Here is a 23,645-nt window from a genome sequence, read left to right as displayed (position 1 = left end):
TTTTATATTTATTTCATCTTTAATTAAGATTTTCGTTATTGAGTTAATTTATCGAGCACCTTATACCTAAAGCGTGAACCGACGGTTCATAAAAAGCAGTCTTTTTTAATTGATTCTTTTTAGTGAATGGAGATGAAAAATGAGAGAATTAAACTCAACAGAAGTTCAGCAGGTGAACGGCGCAACGATTGGCCTGGGTCTGGCTATTATCGGCAAGGTTGTTAACAGCTGGGGAAACGCGTGGAATAATGCCTGGGGCGGTTGCACGCCAAAACCGCCGGTATGTAAACCTGAGCCGCCGGTCTGCAAACCAGAACCGCCTAAATGCGATTAATCGTATTTAGATAACGCAGCGTAAAATGCGGCAGGCTTAATGTTTTATTCATTGAGCCTGCCTTATTGCTGGCGGATAACCTGCGCCATCTGTGTAGTTAACTTGCCCCCCACTGCGTCAACAGCGCATGCAGCCTGGCCGGTTCCAGCGGCTTGCGCAGCACCAGATAGCCTTCCTGCTCGGCCTCTTGCAGAACTTGCGAATTGAACTCGCCGCTGACCATGGCGCCGCTCACGTCCGGCAGGCGTTCGAACAACGCTTTGAGGATGTCGAAACCGCTCTCGCCGGAGCGCAGGCGTTGATCGCACAGCACGGCGAACGGCGTAAAGCCGTCGTCGACGATGGCGAAGGCTTCCTCGGCGGAGGCCGCGCAGCGCACGGTGATGCCCCAGGTGCTCATCAGGCTTTCCCAGGCGGAGGTCACCAAAGGATCATCGTCCACCACCAGGCAGGATCCCCGCAGCGGCGCGTAGCGGGTGGGCGTGGCGGTGTTGTCGTACGTCGCCGCGCTCTCCGGCGCTTTGTCTTCGCCGAGGTATTGCGCAAAGCGCATCCAGAAGCGCGAGCCTTTGCCCTCGACGGAGTGCATGCCGTACTTCACCTTCATCAGCTTGGCGCAGCGCGCTACCACTGCCAACCCCAGCCCGTGCCCGGCGCTGTCTATCTTCCACGCCAGCTCGGGGCGGTAGTAAGGGGAGAAGATTTTGCTTTTCTCTTCGTCGGCGATGCCTACGCCGGTATCCCACACTTCCACCAGGCACTCGGCGCCGCGCGGGCGGATGGCGATCAGTACGCCGCCCCGTTGCGTGTAGCGCAGGGCATTTTGGATCAGATTGATCAGCGATTGCCGCACCAGCAGCGGATCGCCCATCACGCTGATGCGCCGCCTGGGCCGCCAGGTGCGCAGCGCCAGCGAGCGGCTGTTGGCCTCTTCGCGGAACAGGGTGATCACTGAGTCGAGCAGTGCGCCGATATCCACATGGGTGGCGGCGGTGCGCACGTTGCCGGATTCGATCTTGCTGAGATCAAGCAGCGAATTGAACATCAGATGCACTGAGCGCACGCTCTGCTGCAGATCCAGCAGCTGCGGCGTCAGGCTGTCGTCCCGGTTTTTGTGGATGATGGCTTCGATCAGAAAACCCATGGCGTGCACCGGTTGGCGCAGATCGTGGCTGGCGGTGGTCAGGAACTGGTTCTTGTCCAACAGCGCCTGTTCCGCCTCTTCTTTGGCCTGGCGGAACTGTTCCGCCAGGCGCGAACTTTGCTCTTCGAGCAGCGCTTGCTGAATAAAGAACGCATGTGAGGTTAACGCGTGGCGATAAATGGCGAAACCGTACAGCAAGTTCAGCATCAGCACGATGAACATCACGTCTTCCAGCCGCCAAATGATACCGAGGTTCAGCAGCCCCCAGGAGGCGAAGAAAAAACGCGTAAAGGTGCTGATGACGGGCGTCAGATGCGTTGCGTTGGCGGCGACGATCGCGGCGATGCTGATATTGAGCAGCAGGAAAAAGTCAAAGTTATGGGTCTGCGGGGTAATTAAATAGAGTGAGGAGATCCCCAGCCCGTGAATAAAGGCCACCTTATTAATGCGCGGCAGCCAGCGGCGCAGCACGGTGTCTTCATCATTTTCTTTGGCCTCGCGCAGGTAGCGCCGATGCCATATTCTGATCGCCACGGCGCATAGCAGGTAAACCATGATCCAGGCAATGGTTGGGCCAAGTTCATCCCCCAGCAAATAAATCCAGATGGCAAAAGGGATGCCGACGAAAGGTACGGCGGTAAAGCTGAACACCAATCGCATGAAGGTGTTGTCCAGCAGGCGGATCTGCGCGCGTGGTGAGATGCCATCATTTTGTAAATTCTGGAAAAACCTCATTGCGACGGCTCCCGTTTGCCGTGCAACAGCGTAATGGCTTCGACCCGGCTGTTGACGCCGATCTTTTTCAAAATATTGCTGATGTGTTCTTTGACGGTGGGTTCGGAAATAGACAGCTGCGCGGCGATCCTTTTATTGGGCAGGCCGCGCATCATCATATTTAATACGTCAATTTGTCGCGGGGTTAAATTAAATTTTTTTAAATGCTCGTTGTTGCTTTTAACGGCGAATTCATTCCCGTCAGGAAACCATTCCTGATTATCGTTCAGCGCAAAGACCGCCTTGGCGAATAATTCAGGAGGTTCGTTTTTTAATACAAATCCATGCCCGCCGGCAGTGTGCACTTTCTGCCAGATATCGTTATTCTCGTCGCCGCTAACCACCAAGATCCGCACCTGAGGATAAAGTTGCTTTACTTCTTTGAGTAATTTCAACGCCGTACCGGAAGAGAGCCAAAAATCGATCACCAGTAAACGCGGCGGGCCATTTTCCCTAATATGACGGTAGCAATTCTCTTCTGTGGTCACCACATGCGCCTGTTTGAATCGGCAATGCGTGCTGAGAAAATTAGCGATGCCGCTTGCTACCAATGGATGGTCATCAACGACCAACGCATAATCCTGCCCCAAAGGATTCTCCTTTCGCCTTCAAATATCAGATAGGTCTGATGAGTTATTATCAACCCTCCCTACTTTAGGAGGGTTTTTTCGTTTAGGAAAGGGAAATATATTATTCGAGGATTTGGATAAGAGAAAACATAAAGCCAATCGGTAATTTTAACTGATTGGTTATAAAGGATAATTTATGAAGAAACCACTTATCGCTTTAACCGTTACGATGATGATAGCCGGTTGTTCCACCCTGAAAACCGATCAGGCCATTCCGCTGCTGCAGGCGGAAACCGCTAAAATGCTGGGCCTGGGTTCATCGGACGAAATTACCGTGACCAATGTCAATGGCGCGCAGCCGGATGCGCTGGGCGGCCAAAAACTTTCTTATCGCGCCACCACAGAAAAAGGCCGAATTTTCGATTGTTCATCGCTGATGATGCCGGGAATTTTAGGCTCCTCGCCGTCGCTGAGCGCGCCGACCTGTACACCGGTAGTCACCCATAAATAATTCGCTTTGGAGGCGGTATTGCCGCTTCCTGGTTTTCCATCGTCGGAGCGCCAGCGCCGGGGGGCAATAAGCTTTTGCTTCGACGATCAATAAACCTGCGTGCGCGGAATAACGCCTCATACCTCCTCTAGCGCATTGAGTTTTCTTATAACAATACATTCCGCGACATCACGCTAACGAGTACGGAGATAGCCCGTGAATGACACGACATCGCATTCTTTAGCGGTTAAAACACCGCTTTCCAAACTTTACCTCGCTCTATTTTCCGCGCCGCTGTTGATGCTGGCGCCCGCCGATATCGCTCGCGCAGACGATGCCATTTTTGACGGCGACTCAAAAATTACCGAATCATTGGCCTACACCGGGGACGTTTACGTCGGCCGTAACCAAAGCGGCAACCTGCTGATCGAGAATGGCAAGATCAGCGCCTATAACATCAATATCGGCCGGATGTTCAACGGCCAAATTCATGACAGCGTAGTCACGGTCCGCGGGCCGAACGCCGAGCTGAATGCGGTGAACGATCAGTTCGTGCTGCGCGGCGGCCTCAATCTGGGGCGGGGCACTTTGCGGGTTGAAGACGGTGCGCTGGCCAGCGCGAAAGAGATCGTGGTCGGCACCACCCGTGGCTATGACAGCCACCTTATCGCCACCGGCGCCGGTTCTCGCGTTACCAGCAATTTTCTCAGCGTCGGCACCGATCTGGGGGCACGTTCCACGCTGGCGATTGAAGACGGCGCGGTGCTGAACACTGCCTTTGACGCACGCATCGGCAATGGCAGCGGGCCGGGTGAGACCGATACGCTGAGCCCGAAAGCCACGGTCAAGGGGGACAATTCCCAGTGGAACGTCGGCCGTGCGCTCACGCTCTACGGCGATCTGGACGTGCTGAACGGCGCTGCGGTCAACGTCGGTAATATTCAGGTGGCGGGCGTCTCGGGCGCGCGTAAAACTGCCGAGCTGACGATCGCCGGCAACGGCTCACGGTTTACCAGCGGCAGCAGCGTCAACGTCGGCGATTACGGCAACGGCGTGTTGGCGGTCATGGACGGCGGGACATTCTCCGCCGGCGGCAACGAAGTGGTGCTGGGCAAGACCGGTTCCGGCTCGAACCGCGGCGCGCTGATTATCGGCAGCCGCGGCAATATGGACACCGGCACCGGGTTAACCGAACCGACGCTCGGCGCGGCGGGCGCTGCAGGCACTATCGATGCCCAGACGGCGATCGCCCTGCGAGGCGGATTGTTCCGCAGCTATGTGTACTTTAACCATACCGACGGCAATTACGTTTTCAGCAACAAGATGAGCGGCGAAGGCGAGGTGATCAACAGCGCCGGGCACACGACGCTGAACGGCGATCTCTCTGAGCTGCAGGCGAACGTCACCGCGCGCGGCGGCAAGCTCATCATCGCCAGCGACATCAATACCCAGAAAGAAGACGACATCTTCGAGATCCAAACCCTCGGCGCCGAGAACGGCGGCACGCTGATCCTTAACGCGACGGCGGGCACCGACGTCAATAACGGGCTGGGCTACAGCAGCGCCGCGTCGATCAAGGCCGGCGGCACGCTGGGCGGCAACGGCACGCTGGGCCAGACCGAGATCCAGTCCGGCGGCCATATCTCGCCCGGCGACGGCAATATCGGCACGCTGACGCTGAAACGCTACCTGAACTTTATCGGCGAATCCTTCTATGACGTCGATATCGCCGGCGACGGCCGCAGCGATCAACTGCTGGTGGCGGGCAAAACCACCATCAGCGATCGGGCCAAGGTGCAGGTTACGGCGCTGGATCCGCAAACCAGCTATAAAACCGGCCAAAGCTACCGCATTCTGACCTCGGACGGCGGTATTGACGGCCAGTTCGCGTCGGCGGTCTCCAAGTCCGCCTTCCTCGATGTGGCGTTAAAACACAGCGCCAACGCCGTGGATCTGACTATCGCGCAGAAAGACACGGGCGGTGAAAACCCAGGCGGCGAGAATCCGGGTGGGGAAAATCCAGGTGGTGAGAATCCGGGCGGAGAAAACCCTGGCGGTGAGAATCCAGGGGGCGAGAATCCGGGCGGAGAAAACCCAGGCGGGGAAAATCCGGGGGGCGAGAATCCAGGCAGCGGCAAGCAGGGCATTTTCCAAACGGTGGCCGAGAGCGGCAACCAGTGGAATACCGCCGGCGCGCTCTCCACGCTGGCGCAGCGCGGTCCTTCACTGGCGCTGTACAACTCGCTGCTGCTGCTGAGCGCGCCGGAAGCGCGTGAGGCGTTCAATCAGCTGTCCGGCGAAGTCTATCCGTCGATGCAGTCTAACCTGATCGCCGGCAGCACCCAGCTGTTCAACGTGCTGAACCAGCGCATGCTGCGCCTGTTCGACAATGACAGTCTGCCGGTACCGCCGTTGGCGATGTCGCTGGTGCAACCGGCGCAGGCGCAAAACAGCGGCGTCTGGGGCCAGACCTTCAGTTCCTGGGGCAGGAACAGCGGCAACGGCAACGTGGGCAAGCTGGATGGCAACACCACCGGCTTCCTGTTGGGGGCGGATCGCAAGCTGGCGGACCATAACGTGCGCATCGGCGGTTACTTCGGTTACAGCCGCGGCGATTATGACGTCGACAGCCGCCGCTCCAAGGCCGATACCGACAACTACCACCTCGGCCTGTATGCGGCCGGGCAACAGGATGCGTTCTCGCTGCGCGGCGCGCTGGGTTACACCTGGCACAAGATTGAAGGCAAGCGCAACGTCGATTTCAGCGGCTTCTCGGATCGGCTGAAGTCGGATTATGACGCGAACTCGCTGCTGGCGTTCACCGAAGCGGGTTACCGTTTCGGCCAACCGGAGATGAACGTCGAACCGTTCATCAACCTGAGCTACATCCGCCTGCATACCGACAGCTTCCAGGAGTCGGGTGGCGCGGCGGCGCTGAGCGTGCGCAATGAAACGATGGACACCTTCTACTCCACGCTCGGGGTGCGCGGCGTGACTGAACTGCCGAAGAACGTCAGCCTTTACGGCTCGCTCGGCTGGCAACATGCCTACGGCGATAAGAACACCTCATCGCGCATGGCGTTTGCCGGCAGCGACGCGTTCGTCACTCAGGGCCAGGCCGTGGATGACAACGTGATGGTGGGCGATATCGGCGTGAGCGTGAAGCTGTCGCGCGCTGCGACGCTGGATGTCGGCTATCAGGGGCAATTCGGCGCCGATACCCGCGTCAATTCGGTCAACGCCAACCTGCGCTGGTCGTTCTGATTTTTCCTCTAGACTTCTCTGGTACTTGCAGGCCCGCTTGGTGCGGGCCTTTTTTATGGTGGGCATTAAGTTTCCCGTGAGCCTGAGTAAGGGGGCGCTAAGACATTTCCCGATATGAGCAGGGCGGGATTGCCTGTATGATTAATGCTCTTATTGGTATGGGCAAGGGACTGATTTTCCAATGCGTGAATTGACAAGGCCGTTAACGATTTTCACCAGCAAGAAGCCTTTTAACGACCGTTTTGCGGATGATATGCAATATGGCGATATGGATGAACGTACACTTAAGCAACGGTATCGCTTGGGGCAAGTATCAACGTTTATCGATTGGAGTACTTATAAATCGCCCTATGATCATCCGGCAACGCGAAATATTCCGGCAGCAGGAAAAGAAAAGGCGGTTGCCATGCTTTTTGATGAGCTGAGAGCTGCATCGAGATACTTTTCTTTTACTGGCGTTTATCAAGGCTTGATAGTTAAGCTTTTCAATCATATGCAGTGCAATAACGGAACTGACTTTCAAGATGTTCAAATGGATTTAGCCTATAAAAGGCTGATACTGAGCGATAAATCAGAAAATAGTACGCTAATTCGAATTAAAAGTGTTCTCGACACCTTTGACTTTAACTCATATCGGCTGAATAAAGAGGCATTTGCTCTTCAGTTATCACAGAGCCGTTTGCCAAAATATGTTCGCTGGGAAGACTGCATAAATGGAATGGGAGTCAGTGTGCATGAGGTCAACAGTACAGAGATCAGTGTTGATTCTTTGGTTTTTCAAGGTAATAGATATACTGCCGTGATTAGCTATAAAGCTCAGGATCATTTTGGATTGGATAAAGAAGATATTAGCAAGTTAACGTTTAATTCTATTGGTTTTTTCAGGATTTGGTTTGTACTTCAAAGGTATAAAGAGTTCGCGTTTAGACCCTTTTTCACCAACTTTGGCGCGAAGATAATAGTGACAGGTGAAAACTATGCTTAACAAGAAAAAGGTTGCGTTCTTTTCTTTGGTTGCCGTAGCGGCTTTTTGGTTGGTTTGGGTGCTTGTCAGGCCGGCTAATGTTGTGCGGGTTGATGGTGCTGCTGTTTATGTTCAATACCTTCCGTTGACCACGGAAGGTAAAATATCTTGGTGGAATGATAATAAAGATAAACTTCAGGAAAAATATCATATTATCAAAGACGAGAGTCACTTTACCGTTGCCGTAATGAATTTTGATGGCTATGTTGCCGCTCCGACGGGTAGCAATGATGGAAGTGTTGATGACTATCATTGTTTTGCCGAGGGCGATGCCAAGAACAAATGTATCTATAAGGATATAGCGATGATTATTAATGGTGATGCTAATAAAAGGATTTTTATCAGTCTGGATGGGAAGACTTTGGCTCAAGAGCCTGACGGTAAGACCACGCTGTTAAAAAAATAGTGACTCTTACTCTTACCCCCTGATTTTTCCTCGTTTTCAATCAGACTCGTCTAGGTGGTGGTCAGGGTTTCGCCCTCGCCAAGCCCGCGCAACGGCGGGCTGAGCAGGGAAGGACGTTTAACGCCCTTTTTTCTTGCGTCCTGGCTGGGTAAAGCGCTTGCGGCCGGCCGGCGCAGCGGTTTTATCGGCGCTTTTCGGTCCGCCGGCGCTCGGTTTTTTCGCCGGGGAAGATTTGGCCGGGGCTTTCTTCGTCGGTTTAGCCTCGGACGAAGAGCCTTCAATCAGCTTGAACAGCTCAATCAGCTCGTCATCGGTCAGATCGCGCCATTCGCCCAGCGGCAAGCCTTTCAGGCTGACGTTCATGATGCGCGTGCGTTCCAGTTTGGTGACCTCATAGCCGAAGTGTTCGCACATGCGGCGGATTTGGCGGTTTAGCCCCTGCACCAGCGTGATGCGGAACACGAACGGCGCTTCTTTCTTCACCTTGCACTTTTTGGTCACCGTGCCAAGCATCGGCACGCCGGCGCCCATGCCGCGAATAAACTCGTCGGTCACTGGCTTGTTGACCGTCACCAGATACTCTTTCTCGTGATTGTTGCCGGCGCGCAGGATCTTGTTGACCAGGTCACCGTGGTTGGTCAGAAAGATCAGCCCCTGCGAATCCTTGTCCAAGCGGCCGATCGGGAAGATGCGCTTGCTGTGGTTGACGAAGTCGGTGATGTTGTCGCGCTCGCCGTCCTCGGTGGTGGTGACGATGCCGACCGGTTTGTTCAGCGCGATCAGCACCAGATCTTCTTCATTGCGCGGTTCGATCAGCTGACCGTTAACCTTCACCACATCGCCGGCAAATACCTGGGCGCCAACGGTGGCGCGTTTACCGTTGATGAAAACGTTGCCCTGTTCGATGTATCGATCGGCGTCGCGGCGTGAGCAGATACCGCTCTCGCTAATGTATTTGTTCAGACGAATGGATGAGTTAGTCAGCATGGGATCTCCGTAAAACGCGGACTATACATTACCCGCAGGGGATTGCGGAAGCTGTTCGAGAATAGATGCAATAGCGCAAGGTGATGCAGGCCTTATTGAGACTCTTCATACCTTCACCACCCGGGTGTTAAGCGGGGTGAGCGTCTGCCCGGCGTTGCCGATCGGCGTCAGGCGCGGCACGGGGCGGCCGCTGTCGCTTTCCACCAGCGTTGAATGCGCCTCTCCTTCGGCGAACAAATGATCTTCCCCCCACTGGCGCAGGCCAACGATCACCGGAAATAGCGCGCGGCCTTTCTCGGTCAGCACATACTCCTGATAGGCACTGCCGTCTGCGGCGGGCACGATCTCCAGCACGCCGTGCGTCACCAGGGCGCGCAGCCGGGTGGCAAGGATGTTCTTCGCCATCCCCAGCCCTTTTTGAAATTCGCTGAAGCGGGTGACGCCGTCGAAGGCGTCGCGCACGATCAGCAGCGACCACCAGTCGCCAATCACATCCAGCGTGCGCGCCACCGGGCACGGCGCGTCTTCCAGGCTTTTACGTTTCACGACGGTTATCTCCAGCTGCATATTGTGGTTGCATTATAAAACCTCTGCACCTAAAGTTCATTGGGTTTAATAATGAAACCAGATTGAGGTGTGCAATGAGCGACAAACTGTTGGATCCTCCCTGTGCGGTGCTGGGGCGCCTGCCGGCCCCCCTGGTGCTGCTGTTGGCCGCCGCCAGCGCCTTCAGCGTGGCCAACGTTTACTATGCGCAGCCGCTGTTGGACGCCATCGCCCATGATTTTTCCATCAGCCTGGCGGCGGTCGGCATGGTGATCTCCGTGACTCAGTTGGGCTGCGCGCTGGCGTTGCTGTTGGTGGTGCCGTTGGGGGATCGGTTGAACCGGCATCGGTTGCTGGCGGGGCAGCAGCTGGGGCTGATTGGCGCGCTGCTATTGGTGGGCTGGGCGCACAGCGCATCCGGGCTGCTGGTAGGGATGTTGCTGGTAGGCTTATTGGGCACTGCCATGACGCAGGGGCTGATCGCTTTCGCTGCGGCACTGGCGGCGCCGCAGGAGCGCGGGCGGGTAGTCGGTGCGGCGCAGGGCGGAGTGGTGCTGGGGTTGCTGCTGGCGCGCACCCTGTCCGGCGCGCTGGCGGACGTTGGCGGTTGGCGCACGGTGTATTTCTTCTCTGCTGGAGTGACGCTGGTATTGCTGCCGATCCTGTTGCGCCTGCTGCCTGCGCCGCGCACCGCTCCCAGTACGCTGAGTTATCCCGAGCTGCTGCGTTCAATGCTGACCCTGTTGCTGCATGACCGCACGCTGCAAATTCGCGGCATGTTGGCGCTGCTGATGTTTGGCGCTTTCAGCCTCTTTTGGAGTTCGCTGGTGTTGCCGCTGAGCCAGGCGCCGTTCAACTTCACCCATGCCGCGGTCGGGGCGTTCGGCCTGGTCGGCGCGGTGGGCGCACTGGCGGCGGTGCGCGCCGGGCATCTGGCGGATCGCGGGTTGGGGCAGGCGGCCAGCGGCGTGTGTCTGCTGCTGCTGACGCTGGCCTGGCTGCCGCTCGGTTTGCTCGGCAGCGACCTGGTTTGGCTGGTGGCGGGCATCGTGCTGCTGGATCTGGCGGGCCAGGCGATCCACGTGCTGAACCAGAGCATGATCTTCCGCGCGCATCCGCAGTCGCACAGCCGGCTGGTGGGCTGCTACATGCTGTTTTACGCCGTCGGCAGCGGGCTGGGCGCCTTTGCCGGCACCCATGTGTACGCCTGGGCGGGCTGGAGCGGCGTCTGCTGGCTGGGGGCGGGCGTCAGCCTGAGCGCATTGCTGTTTTGGCGGCTGACGCTGCGCGGGATGCCGGATGCGGCGGGTAAGGGCTAGCGGGCCGGTGAGTGCATCAGGTAATAATCTTCTTCGCCGTCGTTGCCAGTGGAGATGATGCGCCAGCCGTGCTTGCGGTAGAACGCCAGCGCTTTTTCATTTTTCACCAGGCATTTCAGCGAACCGGTGGCGGTGAAGGTGGCTTGCGCCGCATGCAGCAGCGCACTGCCGACGCCGCGCGGCGGCTGATGGGGATCGACATACAGGTTATGAATGAAGTTATCTTCGCGGTAGACGGAGACGAATCCCAGCAGCGCGCCGCCGTCTTCCGCCACCCAAATCGCTTCGCCCAGCGTCGCGCCGTCGAAATCTTCCAACTGATAGTTTGAGGTATCGCGCCAGCCGAACGCCGCCTTGCGCGACGCCAGGTACAGCGTGCGCAGGAAGGGGCGATCGGTCTCTTGGTAGGGTCTTATCTGCATGGCATCTCCCGGTGGTTTGTGCTCACTATAGCGCATTGCGCGGCGTATGCCCGCTGGGCCAATTTAATCGCTTGTTTGTCCGCGCCGCCGCTGGCATGATCCCCTGCAGGGATTAACGCAACGTTGATCACAACCTATTGATTTTCATGACTCGGGGTGCCCTTCCGCGTGAAGGCTGAGAAATACCCGTATTACCTGATCTGGATAATGCCAGCGTAGGGAAGTCACGGCCGCTCAACCGGCGCCGCCTTCTTGAACGCCGGTTGGGAGGAATATGATCGCTCGACCTGATGCACTACCCGGCGCCCGCGCCGCGGCCTGCCTGACCCAATTCCAACAGCGGCCTCCGCTGATCCACTGCCTGACCAACGAAGTGGTGCAGTCGCTGACCGCCAACGTGCTATTGGCGCTCGGCGCCTCTCCGGCGATGGTGGTGGAGCCGCAAGAGGCGGCGCAGTTCAGCGCGCTGGCCGACGGCCTGCTGATCAACGTCGGCACCCTCAACGCGCTGCGCGCCGAATCGATGCGGGCGGCGGTGGCCGCCGCCAATCGGGCCGGTAAGCCCTGGACGCTGGATCCGGTGGCGGTCGGCGCGCTCTCCTACCGCACCGCCTTCGCCAAACAGCTGCTGGACGAGAAACCGGCGGCGATACGCGGCAACGCCTCGGAAATCATGGCGCTCAGCGGGTTGCTGGCCAGCGGCCGCGGCGTGGATAGCGGCGACGACTCGCTGGCGGCCTTGCCCGCCGCGCGTGAGCTGGCGCAGCGCAGCGGCGCGGTGGTGGCGGTCACCGGCGCGGTGGATTACGTCACCGACGGCCAGCGCGATTGGGCGATCGAAGGCGGCTCCCCGCTGATGACGCGGGTGGTGGGCACCGGCTGCGCGCTGTCGGCGGTGGTGGCGGCGTTTTGCGCCCTGCCGGGCGATCGCCTGGACAACGTGGCGACCGCCTGCCGGGTGATGTCCCACTGCGGCGGCCTGGCGGCCAGGCAGGCCGCCGGGCCGGGCAGCTTTACGCCGGCGTTCCTCGATGCGCTGTATCAACTGCGCGGGGAGGATCTGTGATGAAACGCATTAACGCCCTGACCATCGCCGGCACCGATCCCAGCGGCGGCGCCGGCATTCAGGCCGATTTGAAGGCTTTCTCGGCGCTTGGCGCCTACGGCACCTCGGTGATCACCGCGCTGGTGGCGCAAAATACCCGCGGCGTGCAGTCGGTGTATTACATCGATCCGGCGTTCGTCGCCGCGCAGCTGGACTCGGTGTTCAGCGACGTGCGCATCGACAGCGTCAAGATTGGCATGCTGGCCAACGCCGACATCGTGCAGGCGGTGGCCGAACGGCTGCGCCATTACCGGCCGGAATTCGTGGTGCTGGATACCGTGATGCTGGCGAAAAGCGGCGATCCGCTGTTGGCGCCGGAGGCGGTGGCGTCTATCCGGCGCGAGCTGTTGCCGCTGGTGTCGATCATTACGCCGAACCTGCCGGAAGCGGCGGCGCTGCTGGCGTGCGCGCCGGCGGAAGATGAAGCGCAGATGCGCGAGCAGGGGCGGGCGCTGCTGGCGATGGGCTGCCGGGCGGTGCTGATGAAGGGCGGCCACCTGAGCGAAAGCGAGAGCCCGGACTGGCTGTTTACCGCCGAAGGCGAGCAGCGCTTTACGGCGCCGCGCGTCGCCACCCGCCACACCCACGGCACCGGTTGCACGCTCTCGGCCGCGCTGGCGGCGCTGCGCCCGCGCCATGCCGACTGGGCGGCCACGGTGGCCGCCGCCAAGGACTACCTGCAACACGCGCTGCAACAGGCGGACACGCTGGAAGTGGGGCACGGCATCGGGCCGGTGCATCATTTTCACGCCTGGTGGTGAGTCAACTTTTTGCCGCAACCGTGGTCTGACTAGTTCAGGCCCGGTTTACGGGCGAAACCTGATTTAACCTAGGGAGAAGGACTATGACGGGACACCAGGCGCTGCGTTGCGCCCTCTTCGGCGCACTGCTCAGCTTCAGCGCGGGCAGCTTTGCTCAGCAGATCGTCACCACATCGGATTTGATTCAGCAGCCGGGGTATCAGGCCAGCTGGCAAAACATGGTCAAAGGCCAGGCGCGGATGCCGGGCTGGGCGCGCAAGGGCGTCGGCACCTCTACGCCGGCGCAAAACCTGAGCTGGAAGGGCAAAGAGTATCTGGTCGGCAACCTGTGCAAGCCGCACGACTGCGGCAACAACTTTTTGATCGTGGCGTTCAGCGCGGACAAATCCCAGGCCTGGGGCGTGCGGGTGGAAGTGGAAGATCGGCCGGAAGCCGTCGATCATCCGAAGAAATACGCCAAGTACCAGTGGCTCGGCAAGCCGGATGACGACATGAAAGCGCTGCTTAAGCAGCAGTTCGAGAACAATCCCGACTGGAAATGATCTGACCGGGGGCGCTGACGATGCCGCCCCCGGCGTTGATCAGCCGATGCCGGCCTGATGCAGATCGTGCAGGTTGAGCGCCCCCACCAGCACGCCGTCCATATCGACCACCGGGGCCGCGCTGATGTGCTGTTCGTGCAGCGCTTCCAGCGCTTCGCCGGCGCGCCACTGCTCCGGCAGCCGATAGCCGGGGCGGGTGATCGCCGGGCTGAGCGGATCCTGCAGGCTGTTGCCCTTCACCAGCCAGCGGCGCAGGTCGCCGTCGGTAAACACGCCCACTACCCGCTGCTGCGCGTCGCACACCGCCACCAACCCGAGCCCGGTGCGGCTCAGTTCCAGCATCGCTTCCATCACGTTGGCGCTTTCGCTCACGCGCGGCAGGCGATCGCCGGTGCGCATCAGGTGATGCACGCGGTTCAGCAGGCGCGCCCCCAGGCTGCCGCCCGGGTGCGAGCGGGCGAAGTCTTCCGCATTGAAACCGCGCTGGCGCATCAGCGCCATCGCCAGAGCGTCGCCCATCATCAGGGTGTTGACCGCGCTGGAGGTGGGCGCCAGCCCCATCGGGCAGGCTTCGCGCTCGACGCCGATATCCAGTACGCAGGCCGCGCCCTGCGCCAGGGGCGATTCTTTGCCGCCGGTGATGGCGATCACCGGAATGCCGTTCTCCGCCAGCAGCGGCAGGATCAGATCCAGCTCTTTGGCGCGGCCGGAGTAGGAGATGAACACCACCACGTCGTCGGCGCCGATCATGCCGAGATCGCCGTGCAGCGCCTCCGCCGGATGAACGAAGAACGACGGCGTGCCGGTGCTGGCCAGCGACGCGGCGATTTTTTTGCCGATATGGCCGGACTTGCCGATGCCGGAAATCACCGCTTTGCCGCGGCAGTTCAGCAGCAGCTCGCAGGCGCAGACGAAATTGTCATCCAGGCGCGCCAGCAGGCGCTGCGCTTCGGTCAACTCGATCTCCAGCGTTTCGCGGGCGAAGGCGAGCAGGGCGTTGGCGTTACTCATCGGGGTCTCCTACCAGAATGATATTGATGCCTTTCGCCTGCAGGGCGGCGTGGTAATCGGGGTTGATGTCTCGGTCGGTGATCAGCGTATCGACGGCGCTGAGTTCGCACACCACGTTCGGGCTCTTGCGGCCGAATTTCGAGGAGTCCACCAACAAAATAATGCGGCCGGCGGCTTCGCACATCGCTTTGCTTACGTTGTGCACTTCGTTGAAGGTGGTGACGCCGGCGTTGAGATCGACGCCGTCCGCGCCGATAAACAGCTTGTCGAAGCTGAATTGCTGAAACGCCGATTCGGCCAGGCTGCCGTGGAACGAGGCCGATTTTTTGCGGTAGGTGCCGCCGGGCATCAGGATGGTCTGATCGTTGTCCAGTTCCACCAGCGCGTTGACGATGGTCAGGCTGTTGGTCATCACCGTGATGTTATTGAACTGCGCCAGGTGCGGCACCATCTGCAGCACCGTGCTGCCGGCGTCGAAGATCAGCGAGTCGCCGTCGGCGATCAGCGCCACGGCGGCGCTGGCGATGCGGCGTTTTTTCTCGGTGTTGATATGGGTTTTACGGTCGATTGGCTGATCGCCGTCGTCGCGGCTGAGCACCACGCCGCCGTAGGTGCGGATCACCTCACCTTCTTCTTCCAGCAGGGTAAGATCTTTGCGGATGGTGGTGCCGGTAGTGGAGAAATGCTCGGCCAGGGCGTCCACTGCCGTTTTGCCATGCTGCTGCAGATATTCAAGGATAGCGGCCTGCCGCTGCTTTGGTTTCATCGCGATTCCCGTTCACAAGAGTGGGGCATTTCCCCTCGCTGAATAATTCACTATGAAAGGTAATGCCTTTTAATGTGAAAATATCACGATTTGGGTTCAATCGCTAACGATAGTGCAGACTGGCATGCGCGATCCTCGGGGAAGATCACATCCGGGCGCAAATCCCGCTGATGCAAACCGTGCAAATGAGGCAGCGGGCGGGGCCGGGCGAAAACGGTCAGGCCGCGCAGCAACAGGCTGCCGCACACCCGCCGATCGGCGTCGAAGGCCAGCGCCAGCACCACCCGCGGGCGAAAACGGCCGCCGGAGCGGCCGACGCCGACGGCACCCAGTCGGCATAAGCCGTCGAAGGCGCGGTTGAAACGTTGCAGTTGCCACCAGCCGAAGGCGATTTGCAGCAGCCAGGCCAGCAGCGCGAAGGCGATCAAAGCTTGTGTCATGGGGTTCTCCTTATGCCCCCTTCCGCGGAAGGGGGCGTCGGTGGCCTCAGAACATCACCTGGCCGCCGGTGATGTTGATCGATTGGCCGGTGCAGTAAGAGGCCTTATCGCTGGCGTAGAACAGCAGGGTGTTCAGCACGTCCTGGTAGTCGCAGCCGCGCTTCAGCGGCACTTTGTCGATGTAGTACTGCTCCACCTGGTCCGGCGCGATGCCCAATTTTTGCGCGTACTGCGGCAGCAGCGATTGAAACATCGGCGATTTCAGCAGGTTGCCGAGCATCAGCGAATGCACCGTAATGCCGTATTCCGCCAGATCGAGCGCCAGCGACTGCGTCAGCCCCACGCCGCCGAACTTGGCGGCGCTGTAGCCGGAGTTGTGCTTGCTGCCGACCTTGCCGGACTTGGAGTTGATCTGAATGATGCGCCCGGCGATACCGTCGCGGATCATCAGGCGCGAGAACTCGCGGGCGCAGAGGAAATAGCCCACCAGGTTCACCTGCAGCGAGCGGTCGAAGTCGCCCAGCGGGAAGTCGGTGATCGGCGCCGCCTTGGCGATGCCGGCGCTGTAGACCAGCAGGTTGGTTTGGCCAAACTCCCGGTCAACCGCTGCCGCCAGCGCGATCACGCTCTGCTCGTCGGTGGCGTCGGCCTGAAAACCGCAGGCGCTGCCTGCGCCGTACTCTTCGTTGATCTGCCGCGCCACCCGATTGGCGTTGTCGGCGTTCAGATCGGCCACCGCCACCCGATAGCCGGCCTGCGCCAGCCCGTGGGACAAAAAGGCGCCTAACGTTTGGCCGCCGCCGATCACTACAGCTACTTCAGACATGGTCTACTCCTTATGCGATAAATGACAGCGTGCTGCCCAACGGGATATCGGTCGGCGTCGGGCCGGAAACGTGGATCGAGCCGGGGAATTCGGCTTCGGCTTCGCCGTCGAAGCGCACGGTGATGTGGCCCAGTTCGCGCAGATTCTGTGTGGCGACGCTGCCGACGGCGGTGATGGCGTAGCGCTGCTGCGCCAGTTCCATCACGCCGCCGACCTGCAGCTCACCGGCGGTCGCGCCGTGGCGGTGGATAAAGCAGAACTCTTCGATATCCGCCGGCGCGCCTTCCCGGAAAGTGATCAGCATGTTGTCCAGCAACGCGTCGCGGGCGCAGCCGCCGATCTGCGTGATGGTGGTATGAAAAATGGTGTGCATAAACGTCTCCCTGGAAATCATGCTATTGATAAATAAAGGCCGAGGCGGCCCAGGCGATCAGGACCGTTGGCGCGCCGGTCAGAAAGCGCCCAACCAGCACTGAAGGCACGCCGACCCGTACGGTGTCCTGTTTGGCTTCCGCCAGCGACAGGCCGACCGGAATGAAATCGCAGGCGGCCTGCGCGTTGATGGCGAACAGCGCGGGCAGCGCCAGCTGCGGCGGGATATGGCCGAGGCCGATCTGCACCCCGACCAGCACGCCGATCACCTGGGCGATGACCGCGCCGGGGCCGAGGAACGGCGACAGCAGCGGGAATGAGCAGATCAGCGCCAGCGTCACCAGGCCGATCGGGCTGTTGGCCAGCGGCGTCAGGCCGTGAGCGATAAAGTCCCCGAGGCCGGAGGCCATGATGATGCCGATCAAGGCCGAGACGAATGCCATAAACGGCAGAATGGTCTTCAGCACGGTGTCGATAGTGTCGCGCCCGGCCTGGAAGAACACCGCCACCACCGATCCCATGCCCATGCCGACCTTCGCCAGCAGCCCGTCGCTTTGTTCGGTGATCTTCTTGCTGGTGTCGTAGTCGCGCGCCTTGGGCGGCGCTGCAACGGCGGCGGCGGCGGGTGGGTTCTCCGTCGCGTCGATTCGGCTGATGTTGTGGTCGCGCACGCCGGAGACATAGATGTCTTCGAGGATAAACTGCGCCAGTGGGCCGGACTGGCCGGTAGCGTGGATGTTGACCGTCGGAATGCGGCGTTTCGGGTACAGGCCGCAGCGCAGGGTGCCGCCGCAGTCGATCACCGCCACGCCGATCTCTTCCGCCGGCGGCTCGCCCTCTTTGAAACCGTCGACGGCCGGCCAACCGGTCAATTCGCTGAGGCGATCGACGATGGAAGGCCGGGTGCCGGCGGTGATGTACACCACTTTTTTGCCGGGCTCTATCGGCAGCTCCAGGGGGCCACCCCAGCCGCTGGCGCCTTTTTCAATACGGATATAAGCACTCATGCTGCACTCCACGAATTAAAGTTGCACCTGGCGATCCAGACGGATGCCCATCTTGCGTTCGAACAGGCTGGTGGTCAGATCGGTGACCCAGCCGCGGAAGAAGTTGGTGAACAGCCCCACCAGGAAATAGCTCACCGCCAGCGGGCCGAGCGGCAGGCCGAGGGTGGTCAGGCCGCTGGCGATGCCGAGGTAAACGAACAGCTCGCCGGGGTTGATGTGTGGGAACAGGCCGTTCATCGAGTGGCAGCTGTAGGAGGCCGCCGCGTAGTAGCTCGGCTTGTATTTCTCCGGCATGAAGCGCCCCAGGCTGAGGGTCATCGGGTTGCAGAAGACAAAGGTGCCGATCAGCGGCAGCAGCAGATAACGCGAGACGGGGTTGCCCGCGCAGCGCTGCGCCAATCGTTCGATACGTTCCTGGCCAACAAATTTGATCAGCGCGTTCATGATAACCAACAGGCTGATCAACAAAGGTAAAATGCCGGTCACCATGCCGACAAACACTTCACCGCCTTTCTGAAACAGGCCGATAAACCACTCGGCGCCGTGGGTGATTAGCTCAATCATTATGTTCTCCTGTAATGGACTGATATGGCCTGGAGCGAACGGCGGCTCTGTCGCCATGGGCCTTACAGTAGTCACTTTGTTGGGCTATTTGTTTTAAATAGATCACAGCTTGAAAGATAAATATTTTATTTCGAAAGTTTAAAGTGAAAGAAAGAGAAGGTCTGTGGCATGAGGGGGAGAAAGCGGGCACAAAAAAGCCCGGCTAGCCGGGCTTGAGGACAGGTGGTCCGTCACATCAGGCGATGGTGACCTTCTTGTCCAGGTAGGCGTCTTGCACAGCGTTGATCAGCGCCACGCCGTCTTTCATCGATTTCTTGAACGCCTTGCGCCCCAGGATCAGGCCCATGCCGCCGGCGCGTTTGTTGATCACCGCGGTGCGCACCGACTCCTGCAGGTCGTTCTCACCGGCGGCGCCGCCGGAGTTGATCAGCCCGGCGCGGCCCATGTAGCAGTTGGCCAGTTGGTAGCGCACCAGATCGATCGGATGATCGGTGGTCAGCTTGGTGTAGACGCGATCGTCGGTATAGCCGAATTTCACCGCGCGGTAGCCGCCGTTGTTTTCCGCCATTTTCTGTTTGACGATGTCGGCGCCGATGGTGGCGGCGATGTGGTTGGCCTGGCCGGTCAGATCGGCGCTGGAGTGGTAGTCCACGCCATCCTTGTTGAACGCCGGGTTGCGCAGATAGGCCCACAACACGGTGACCATGCCCAGCTCATGCGCGCGCTCGAAGGCGATCGAGATCTCTTCGATCTGGCGGCGCGACTGCTCGGAGCCGAAGTAAATGGTGGCGCCGACCGCCACCGCGCCCATGTTGAACGCCTGCTCGACGCTGGCGTACAGGGTCTGGTCGTACTGGGTCGGGTAGCTCAGCGTTTCGTTGTGGTTGAGTTTGACCAGGAACGGGATCTTGTGCGCGTAGCGGCGCGATACCGACGCCAGCACGCCGTAAGTGGAGGCGACGCAGTTACAGCCGGCTTCAATCGCCAGCTCGACGATGTTCTTCGGATCGAAATACAGCGGGTTGGCGGCGAACGAGGCGGCGGCGGAGTGCTCGATGCCCTGATCGACCGGCAGGATCGACAGGTAGCCGGTGCCGGCCAGGCGGCCGTGGTTGAACAGGGTTTGCATCGAACGCAGCACGCTGTTGGGACGGTTGTTATCGATCATTACGCGGTCGACGAAGTCGGCGCCCGGCAGGTAGAGATTCTCGGCGGGGATAGTGGTACAGCGGTGTTGCAGCAGATCTTCCGCTTCCTTTCCTAGCAACTGCACAATATCAGTCATGATTCACTCCCGATTAAGCTTCTTCATACACCGGCAATGCAAGGGTTTTTGACCACCGGCGAAGTAAAAAAGCGGTGATTGAAGCTGTAAAGCGATACTACCGAACTTGATCCGGCAAGGACAAACAATAGATGCGATTGAGAGGAAATGCCATTTGCGAGGCCAAATACGCGGGGACGATCGCCCCCGGCGCGCTAAGTGCTTGATTGTTCGATCTCGCCTGCCTTGGTGTTCCGAGCGGCGAGCGGGCGCAGAGCCGGATTAGCCCAGCAGGGCGCAGTTCGGCGGCAGGCGGCATTCGATGGCCTGCGGCACCACTTCGATGCGGAAATGGCGGCCTTTGAGCGGCTCGCCGTCGAGGTTGAAGGTCATCTCATGCGGCGCGTCGATCTCCAGCCACGGCAGCGCGGCGCTGAGGATGCTGTTGCTCTCTTCGTCGTTGAACAGGGCGGCCACCAGCGCCGGCAGCAGTTCATCGGCGATCAGCAGGCGCAGCTGCAACTGCCCGTCGTTAATCAGCGCGTTGGGGCACAGTTCCTGGCCGCCGCCGGCCTGTTTGCCGTTGCCGATGCCGATCACCAGCGCTTCGCCGGCCCAGCGGAAGTCCGGCCCGCGGATTTCACAGCGGTCGGCCTGCAGCGTATCCATGCGCAATAAGCCGTGAACGAAGTAGGACACGCCGCCCAACGCCGCCTTCAGCTTCTCCGGCGTTTCAGTGGTGATACGGGTGCCGAAGCCGCCGGTGGCCATGTTGATGAAGTAGCGCTCGCCGTTGACCTTGGCCAGATCGATAGGCACCGAGCGGCCCTTGATCGCCAGCTGCAGCGCCTGCTCGGGCGAGAGGGGAATGTTGCAGGCCATGGCGAAGTCGTTGGCGGTGCCGAGCGGCAAAATGCCCAGCGCCGGCCGACCTTGCGCCGGCAGTTGCGCCAGCGCGGCGGCCACTTCGTTGATGGTGCCGTCACCGCCGCCGGCGACGACGGTGCCGACGCCGAGCCGAGCGGCTTCCGCGACGTAGCGCGCGGCGTCGCCGTGTTCCCAGGTGACGCGCACGTGCAGCGTTATCTGCTCTTCGCGCAGCCGGTTGACGGCCTGGCGCAGCTCTTCGTTGCCGGCGCCCTTGCCGTTGATGATAAGCAGTGCTGGTGCATGTGAGTGTTGAGGCATTGCCGAGCTCCTCCGGCGGAAAACCAATAATGCCTCAAGATAAACCAGCCCAGGCCGCCAAGCCATCAGAATATTCAGCTAATTCCGGTTATTTCCCATTGCGCCGTGAATATGAAGACGATGCGAATTTATCTGAATTTAACCTGACAATAAGCGCAATTTTAATGGCGGCAGGATTAATCGCTATAGCGTTATTTATATATCGATGTGGCGTTATTATTTTTATTAAAATGGATAACGGGAAAACGTAATGAGAAATAGGCGCGCCGGCGGCAATGGCGGGCCCATAAAGAAAAAGCCAGCCCAAGGGAGATTGGGCCGGCTAAGGAGGTGGTTCCTAGTATTGCTATGCAAATATTTTCGTTGTTCGTTTTAAGCAGCGTGATAGTAACCAAGCTGCGGGCACATTGATGTGATCCAATTCTAATATTTGCTAAAAATCGCCGCCGAATGACGGCGATTCATTGTTAGGCTCCGGCGCTATTTTCTTCCGCCAAATTGCGGATCAGCAAAGCATAATTGAGATCGATATCCTGCGGGATCGGCAAATAAACGATATGGCCGTTGCCCGGCGCGACCTCAATCGGCTCGCCTTTCTTATTTTGCATGCTTTCGAGGGTGAACAGCACGTTGCCGCCCGGCGTCATCATCTCGACGCTGTCGCCGAGTGAGAATTTATTCTTCACGTCGACTTCCGCCCAGCCTTCGCGGCGCACGCCGGTGAACTCGCCGACGAACTGCTGGCGCTCGGAGAGCGAAGAGCCGTATTCGTAGTTCTGCTGCGCTTCGTGCACGTGGCGGCGCAGGAAGCCTTCTGTATAGCCGCGGTGCGCCAGGCCTTCCAGCGTGGTGAGCAGGGTCGGATCGAACGGTTTGCCGGCAACGGCGTCGTCGATGGCGCGGCGGTAGACCTGGGCGGTACGCGCGCAGTAGTAAAAGGACTTGGTGCGCCCTTCGATCTTCAACGAATGCACGCCGAGCTGCGTCAGACGCTCTACGTGCTGGATGGCGCGCAGATCCTTGGAGTTCATGATGTAGGTGCCGTGTTCGTCCTCGAAGGCGCTCATATATTCGCCTGGTTTTTGCGCCTCAGACAGCATGAATACCTTGTCGGTCGGCGCGCCGATGCCCAGCGTCGGCTCGACGGTCTGCACCGGGATCGGCTCGTGCAGGTGCACGATATTGCCGGTGTCGTCCTCTTTGCCTTCTTCCGCCTTGTACTGCCAACGGCAGGCGTTGGTGCAGGTGCCCTGGTTGGGATCGCGCTTGTTGATATAGCCGGACAGCAGGCAGCGGCCGGAGTAGGCCATGCACAGCGCGCCGTGGACGAAGATCTCCAGCTCCATGTCCGGCACTTCGGCGCGGATCTCGGCGATCTCTTCCAGCGACAGCTCGCGCGACAGGATCACGCGGGTCAGGCCCATTTGTTTCCAGAACTTCACCGTCGCCCAGTTAACGGCGTTGGCCTGCACCGACAGGTGGATGTCCATCTGCGGGAAGGCTTCGCGCACCATCATGATCAGGCCAGGATCGGACATGATCAGCGCATCCGGGCCCATATCGACTACTGGTTTCAGATCGCGCAGGAAGGTTTTCAGCTTGGCGTTGTGCGGGGCGATGTTGACCACCACGTAGAATTTTTTACCCAGCGCGTGCGCTTCGTTGATGCCCTGCGCCAGATTCTCGTGGTTGAACTCGTTGTTGCGCACCCGCAGGCTGTAGCGCGGCTGGCCGGCGTAAACCGCATCGGCGCCGTAGGCGAAGGCGTAACGCATGTTTTTCAGCGTTCCGGCCGGGGAGAGAAGTTCCGGTGTAAACATAGTGTGTCTCGGTCTGATTTCAGGTCAGCACCACGCCACCTGATGGCGCAGTAAAAGCGGGGGATTGTAGCCGCGGCGCGGCAAAAAATCAGCAGTTAACCGGATTTATTCAAGGGAGATTGATCCCGGTCAAACGGAAAACGCGCGATGGCGGCCACCGCGCGGGCGAAACGGGGGATCAGGCGCTCAAATCGCGAATATCGGTGGTCGGGCCGTTTTTAATCACCGACTGGATACCGTTTTTGGCTGCGCTTTCGGAGCTGTACATTTCGCTGACGCCGATCACCTGATGGTTCTTGGCCTTCAGCACAAAGTAGGGCTGGTTGCTGGTGCTGTGCTTCAGTTCAAACTGCGCTTCATGCGGCGAATTGGTCTGCACCGAGGCGATGCCGTTCTCCGCCGACGCTTTGCTGGCGTACATCTCGCTGGCCAGAATGATCTCGCCGTTACTGGCTTTCAGGTTGAAGTGGTACTGTCCGTTCTTTGCTTTTTTCAGCTCGTAATGACCGATTGCCATGGTTCTTCTCCTGTAGGTTCCGATTCGTGATGTAAGTGTAGCCAATCGCTTGAAAATCGGTGGCTAAACCTCACAGCAGCTTAGTCGAAAAAATGCGCAATTTTTTTGCGCCGGCGCGGAGTTTTCGCCCGAGAAGCCCGGCGCCGCACGGGAAGCTAAGGGAGGGGCGGTGATTGCGCAGCG

At 59.5% G+C, this 23,645-nt stretch carries 26 protein-coding genes and 1 riboswitch; of the genes, 10 read left to right on the top strand and 16 right to left on the bottom strand.

Features of this window, described 5'->3' with window-relative positions; genetic code table 11:
* The first annotated feature begins 139 nt into the window (after nucleotides 1-139).
* Nucleotides 140-334: a hypothetical protein gene (locus CPH57_RS24410; RefSeq protein ID WP_127897174.1), complete on the top strand. Its 195-nt coding sequence runs from the start codon at nucleotides 140-142 to the stop codon at nucleotides 332-334.
* Between the two features lie 97 nt (nucleotides 335-431).
* Here CPH57_RS24410 and CPH57_RS14865 read toward each other — a convergent pair whose 3' ends face one another.
* Together CPH57_RS14865 and CPH57_RS14860 are read right to left on the bottom strand one after the other, a co-directional pair.
* A complete protein-coding gene (locus CPH57_RS14865; RefSeq protein ID WP_033644080.1) occupies nucleotides 432-2,213 on the bottom strand; it encodes a hybrid sensor histidine kinase/response regulator in 1,782 nt (593 codons plus the stop codon).
* On the bottom strand, nucleotides 2,210-2,842 hold the full coding sequence (locus CPH57_RS14860) for a response regulator transcription factor (RefSeq protein ID WP_047025599.1): 633 nt from the start codon (nucleotides 2,840-2,842) through the stop codon (nucleotides 2,210-2,212). Before CPH57_RS14860 ends, CPH57_RS14865 begins: the two co-directional genes overlap by 4 nt.
* A gap of 175 nt (nucleotides 2,843-3,017) precedes the next feature.
* On the opposite strand from CPH57_RS14860, the gene CPH57_RS14855 reads away from it, so the two are divergent.
* The 4 genes from CPH57_RS14855 (at nucleotide 3,018) to CPH57_RS14840 (ending at nucleotide 8,005) form a co-directional block, all read left to right on the top strand.
* Nucleotides 3,018-3,332: a hypothetical protein gene (locus CPH57_RS14855; RefSeq protein WP_025303891.1), complete on the top strand. Its 315-nt coding sequence runs from the start codon at nucleotides 3,018-3,020 to the stop codon at nucleotides 3,330-3,332.
* A gap of 195 nt (nucleotides 3,333-3,527) precedes the next feature.
* Nucleotides 3,528-6,575 carry an autotransporter outer membrane beta-barrel domain-containing protein gene (locus CPH57_RS14850; protein ID WP_089195075.1) on the top strand — a complete coding sequence of 1,016 codons (3,048 nt, stop codon included), beginning with the start codon at nucleotides 3,528-3,530 and terminating at the stop codon, nucleotides 6,573-6,575.
* A gap of 181 nt (nucleotides 6,576-6,756) precedes the next feature.
* Complete coding sequence (locus CPH57_RS14845) at nucleotides 6,757-7,560, top strand: DUF3289 family protein (protein WP_094141513.1); 804 nt, start codon at nucleotides 6,757-6,759, stop codon at nucleotides 7,558-7,560.
* Nucleotides 7,553-8,005: a DUF943 family protein gene (locus tag CPH57_RS14840; RefSeq protein WP_096242490.1), complete on the top strand. Its 453-nt coding sequence runs from the start codon at nucleotides 7,553-7,555 to the stop codon at nucleotides 8,003-8,005. Before CPH57_RS14845 ends, CPH57_RS14840 begins: the two co-directional genes overlap by 8 nt.
* Before the next feature lie 117 nt (nucleotides 8,006-8,122).
* Here the strand turns inward: CPH57_RS14840 and rluF are convergent, their stop codons facing one another.
* Entirely contained in the window at nucleotides 8,123-8,992 is an 870-nt protein-coding gene (rluF, locus tag CPH57_RS14835) for a 23S rRNA pseudouridine(2604) synthase RluF (RefSeq protein ID WP_047574034.1), read from the bottom strand.
* Between the two features lie 105 nt (nucleotides 8,993-9,097).
* On the bottom strand, nucleotides 9,098-9,538 hold the full coding sequence (locus CPH57_RS14830) for a helix-turn-helix domain-containing protein (RefSeq protein WP_096242851.1): 441 nt from the start codon (nucleotides 9,536-9,538) through the stop codon (nucleotides 9,098-9,100).
* A 95-nt stretch (nucleotides 9,539-9,633) separates the two neighbouring features.
* Between CPH57_RS14830 and CPH57_RS14825 the strand changes: the two genes are divergently transcribed.
* A complete protein-coding gene (locus CPH57_RS14825; protein WP_096242489.1) occupies nucleotides 9,634-10,857 on the top strand; it encodes an MFS transporter in 1,224 nt (407 codons plus the stop codon).
* Here CPH57_RS14825 and CPH57_RS14820 read toward each other — a convergent pair.
* Nucleotides 10,854-11,279: a GNAT family N-acetyltransferase gene (locus CPH57_RS14820; RefSeq protein ID WP_033644074.1), complete on the bottom strand. Its 426-nt coding sequence runs from the start codon at nucleotides 11,277-11,279 to the stop codon at nucleotides 10,854-10,856. The genes CPH57_RS14825 and CPH57_RS14820 overlap by 4 nt on opposite strands.
* A gap of 142 nt (nucleotides 11,280-11,421) precedes the next feature.
* Nucleotides 11,422-11,518, top strand: a riboswitch (TPP riboswitch).
* 35 nt (nucleotides 11,519-11,553) lie between these two features.
* On the opposite strand from CPH57_RS14820, the gene thiM reads away from it, so the two are divergent.
* From thiM to CPH57_RS14805, 3 genes are all read left to right on the top strand, one after another.
* Nucleotides 11,554-12,345 (top strand): hydroxyethylthiazole kinase, encoded by a 792-nt coding sequence (thiM, locus tag CPH57_RS14815; RefSeq protein ID WP_033651555.1) that lies wholly within the window; start codon nucleotides 11,554-11,556, stop codon nucleotides 12,343-12,345.
* A complete protein-coding gene (gene thiD, locus CPH57_RS14810) occupies nucleotides 12,345-13,145 on the top strand; it encodes a bifunctional hydroxymethylpyrimidine kinase/phosphomethylpyrimidine kinase (protein WP_025303881.1) in 801 nt (266 codons plus the stop codon). Before thiM ends, thiD begins: the two co-directional genes overlap by 1 nt.
* Before the next feature lie 83 nt (nucleotides 13,146-13,228).
* Nucleotides 13,229-13,687, top strand: a complete 459-nt coding sequence (locus CPH57_RS14805) for an inhibitor of vertebrate lysozyme family protein (protein WP_033644072.1) — start codon at nucleotides 13,229-13,231, stop codon at nucleotides 13,685-13,687.
* Nucleotides 13,688-13,726: 39 nt separating this feature from the next.
* Here CPH57_RS14805 and gutQ read toward each other — a convergent pair whose 3' ends face one another.
* From gutQ to yegS, 9 genes are all read right to left on the bottom strand, one after another.
* Complete coding sequence (gene gutQ / locus CPH57_RS14800; RefSeq protein WP_069100799.1) at nucleotides 13,727-14,698, bottom strand: arabinose-5-phosphate isomerase GutQ; 972 nt, start codon at nucleotides 14,696-14,698, stop codon at nucleotides 13,727-13,729.
* Nucleotides 14,691-15,464 carry a DNA-binding transcriptional repressor gene (locus CPH57_RS14795; protein ID WP_096242488.1) on the bottom strand — a complete coding sequence of 258 codons (774 nt, stop codon included), beginning with the start codon at nucleotides 15,462-15,464 and terminating at the stop codon, nucleotides 14,691-14,693. Before CPH57_RS14795 ends, gutQ begins: the two co-directional genes overlap by 8 nt.
* Nucleotides 15,465-15,547: 83 nt before the next feature.
* Nucleotides 15,548-15,904, bottom strand: a complete 357-nt coding sequence (gene gutM, locus CPH57_RS14790; protein ID WP_004941515.1) for a transcriptional regulator GutM — start codon at nucleotides 15,902-15,904, stop codon at nucleotides 15,548-15,550.
* Nucleotides 15,905-15,950: 46 nt separating this feature from the next.
* On the bottom strand, nucleotides 15,951-16,730 hold the full coding sequence (srlD, locus tag CPH57_RS14785) for a sorbitol-6-phosphate dehydrogenase (protein WP_033644069.1): 780 nt from the start codon (nucleotides 16,728-16,730) through the stop codon (nucleotides 15,951-15,953).
* A 10-nt stretch (nucleotides 16,731-16,740) separates the two neighbouring features.
* The gene (gene srlB, locus CPH57_RS14780; protein ID WP_004941520.1) at nucleotides 16,741-17,103 is read right to left on the bottom strand and encodes a PTS glucitol/sorbitol transporter subunit IIA; all 363 of its coding nucleotides are present in this window, start codon (nucleotides 17,101-17,103) and stop codon (nucleotides 16,741-16,743) included.
* 22 nt (nucleotides 17,104-17,125) lie between these two features.
* Entirely contained in the window at nucleotides 17,126-18,109 is a 984-nt protein-coding gene (locus CPH57_RS14775) for a PTS glucitol/sorbitol transporter subunit IIB (protein ID WP_042785195.1), read from the bottom strand.
* A 15-nt stretch (nucleotides 18,110-18,124) separates the two neighbouring features.
* Complete coding sequence (locus tag CPH57_RS14770; protein ID WP_004941528.1) at nucleotides 18,125-18,673, bottom strand: PTS glucitol/sorbitol transporter subunit IIC; 549 nt, start codon at nucleotides 18,671-18,673, stop codon at nucleotides 18,125-18,127.
* Between the two features lie 235 nt (nucleotides 18,674-18,908).
* A complete protein-coding gene (gene fbaB / locus CPH57_RS14765; RefSeq protein ID WP_033644067.1) occupies nucleotides 18,909-19,958 on the bottom strand; it encodes a class I fructose-bisphosphate aldolase in 1,050 nt (349 codons plus the stop codon).
* A gap of 261 nt (nucleotides 19,959-20,219) precedes the next feature.
* On the bottom strand, nucleotides 20,220-21,125 hold the full coding sequence (yegS, locus tag CPH57_RS14760) for a lipid kinase YegS (protein WP_033644066.1): 906 nt from the start codon (nucleotides 21,123-21,125) through the stop codon (nucleotides 20,220-20,222).
* A gap of 29 nt (nucleotides 21,126-21,154) precedes the next feature.
* Here yegS and CPH57_RS24405 point away from each other — a divergent pair, with 29 nt between their 5' ends.
* The gene (locus CPH57_RS24405) at nucleotides 21,155-21,376 is read left to right on the top strand and encodes a hypothetical protein (RefSeq protein WP_127897175.1); all 222 of its coding nucleotides are present in this window, start codon (nucleotides 21,155-21,157) and stop codon (nucleotides 21,374-21,376) included.
* Between the two features lie 216 nt (nucleotides 21,377-21,592).
* Here CPH57_RS24405 and yegQ read toward each other — a convergent pair whose 3' ends face one another.
* Nucleotides 21,593-22,945: a tRNA 5-hydroxyuridine modification protein YegQ gene (gene yegQ, locus CPH57_RS14755; RefSeq protein WP_046897730.1), complete on the bottom strand. Its 1,353-nt coding sequence runs from the start codon at nucleotides 22,943-22,945 to the stop codon at nucleotides 21,593-21,595.
* Nucleotides 22,946-23,123: 178 nt separating this feature from the next.
* The gene (locus tag CPH57_RS14750; RefSeq protein WP_033644064.1) at nucleotides 23,124-23,462 is read right to left on the bottom strand and encodes a YegP family protein; all 339 of its coding nucleotides are present in this window, start codon (nucleotides 23,460-23,462) and stop codon (nucleotides 23,124-23,126) included.
* Between the last annotated feature and the right edge of the window lie 183 nt (nucleotides 23,463-23,645).

It is taken from the genome of Serratia sp. JKS000199 (assembly GCF_900215455.1).
Taxonomy (GTDB): Bacteria; Pseudomonadota; Gammaproteobacteria; order Enterobacterales; family Enterobacteriaceae; genus Serratia; species Serratia ureilytica.
This window is presented reverse-complemented; position numbering and strand designations above follow the sequence as displayed.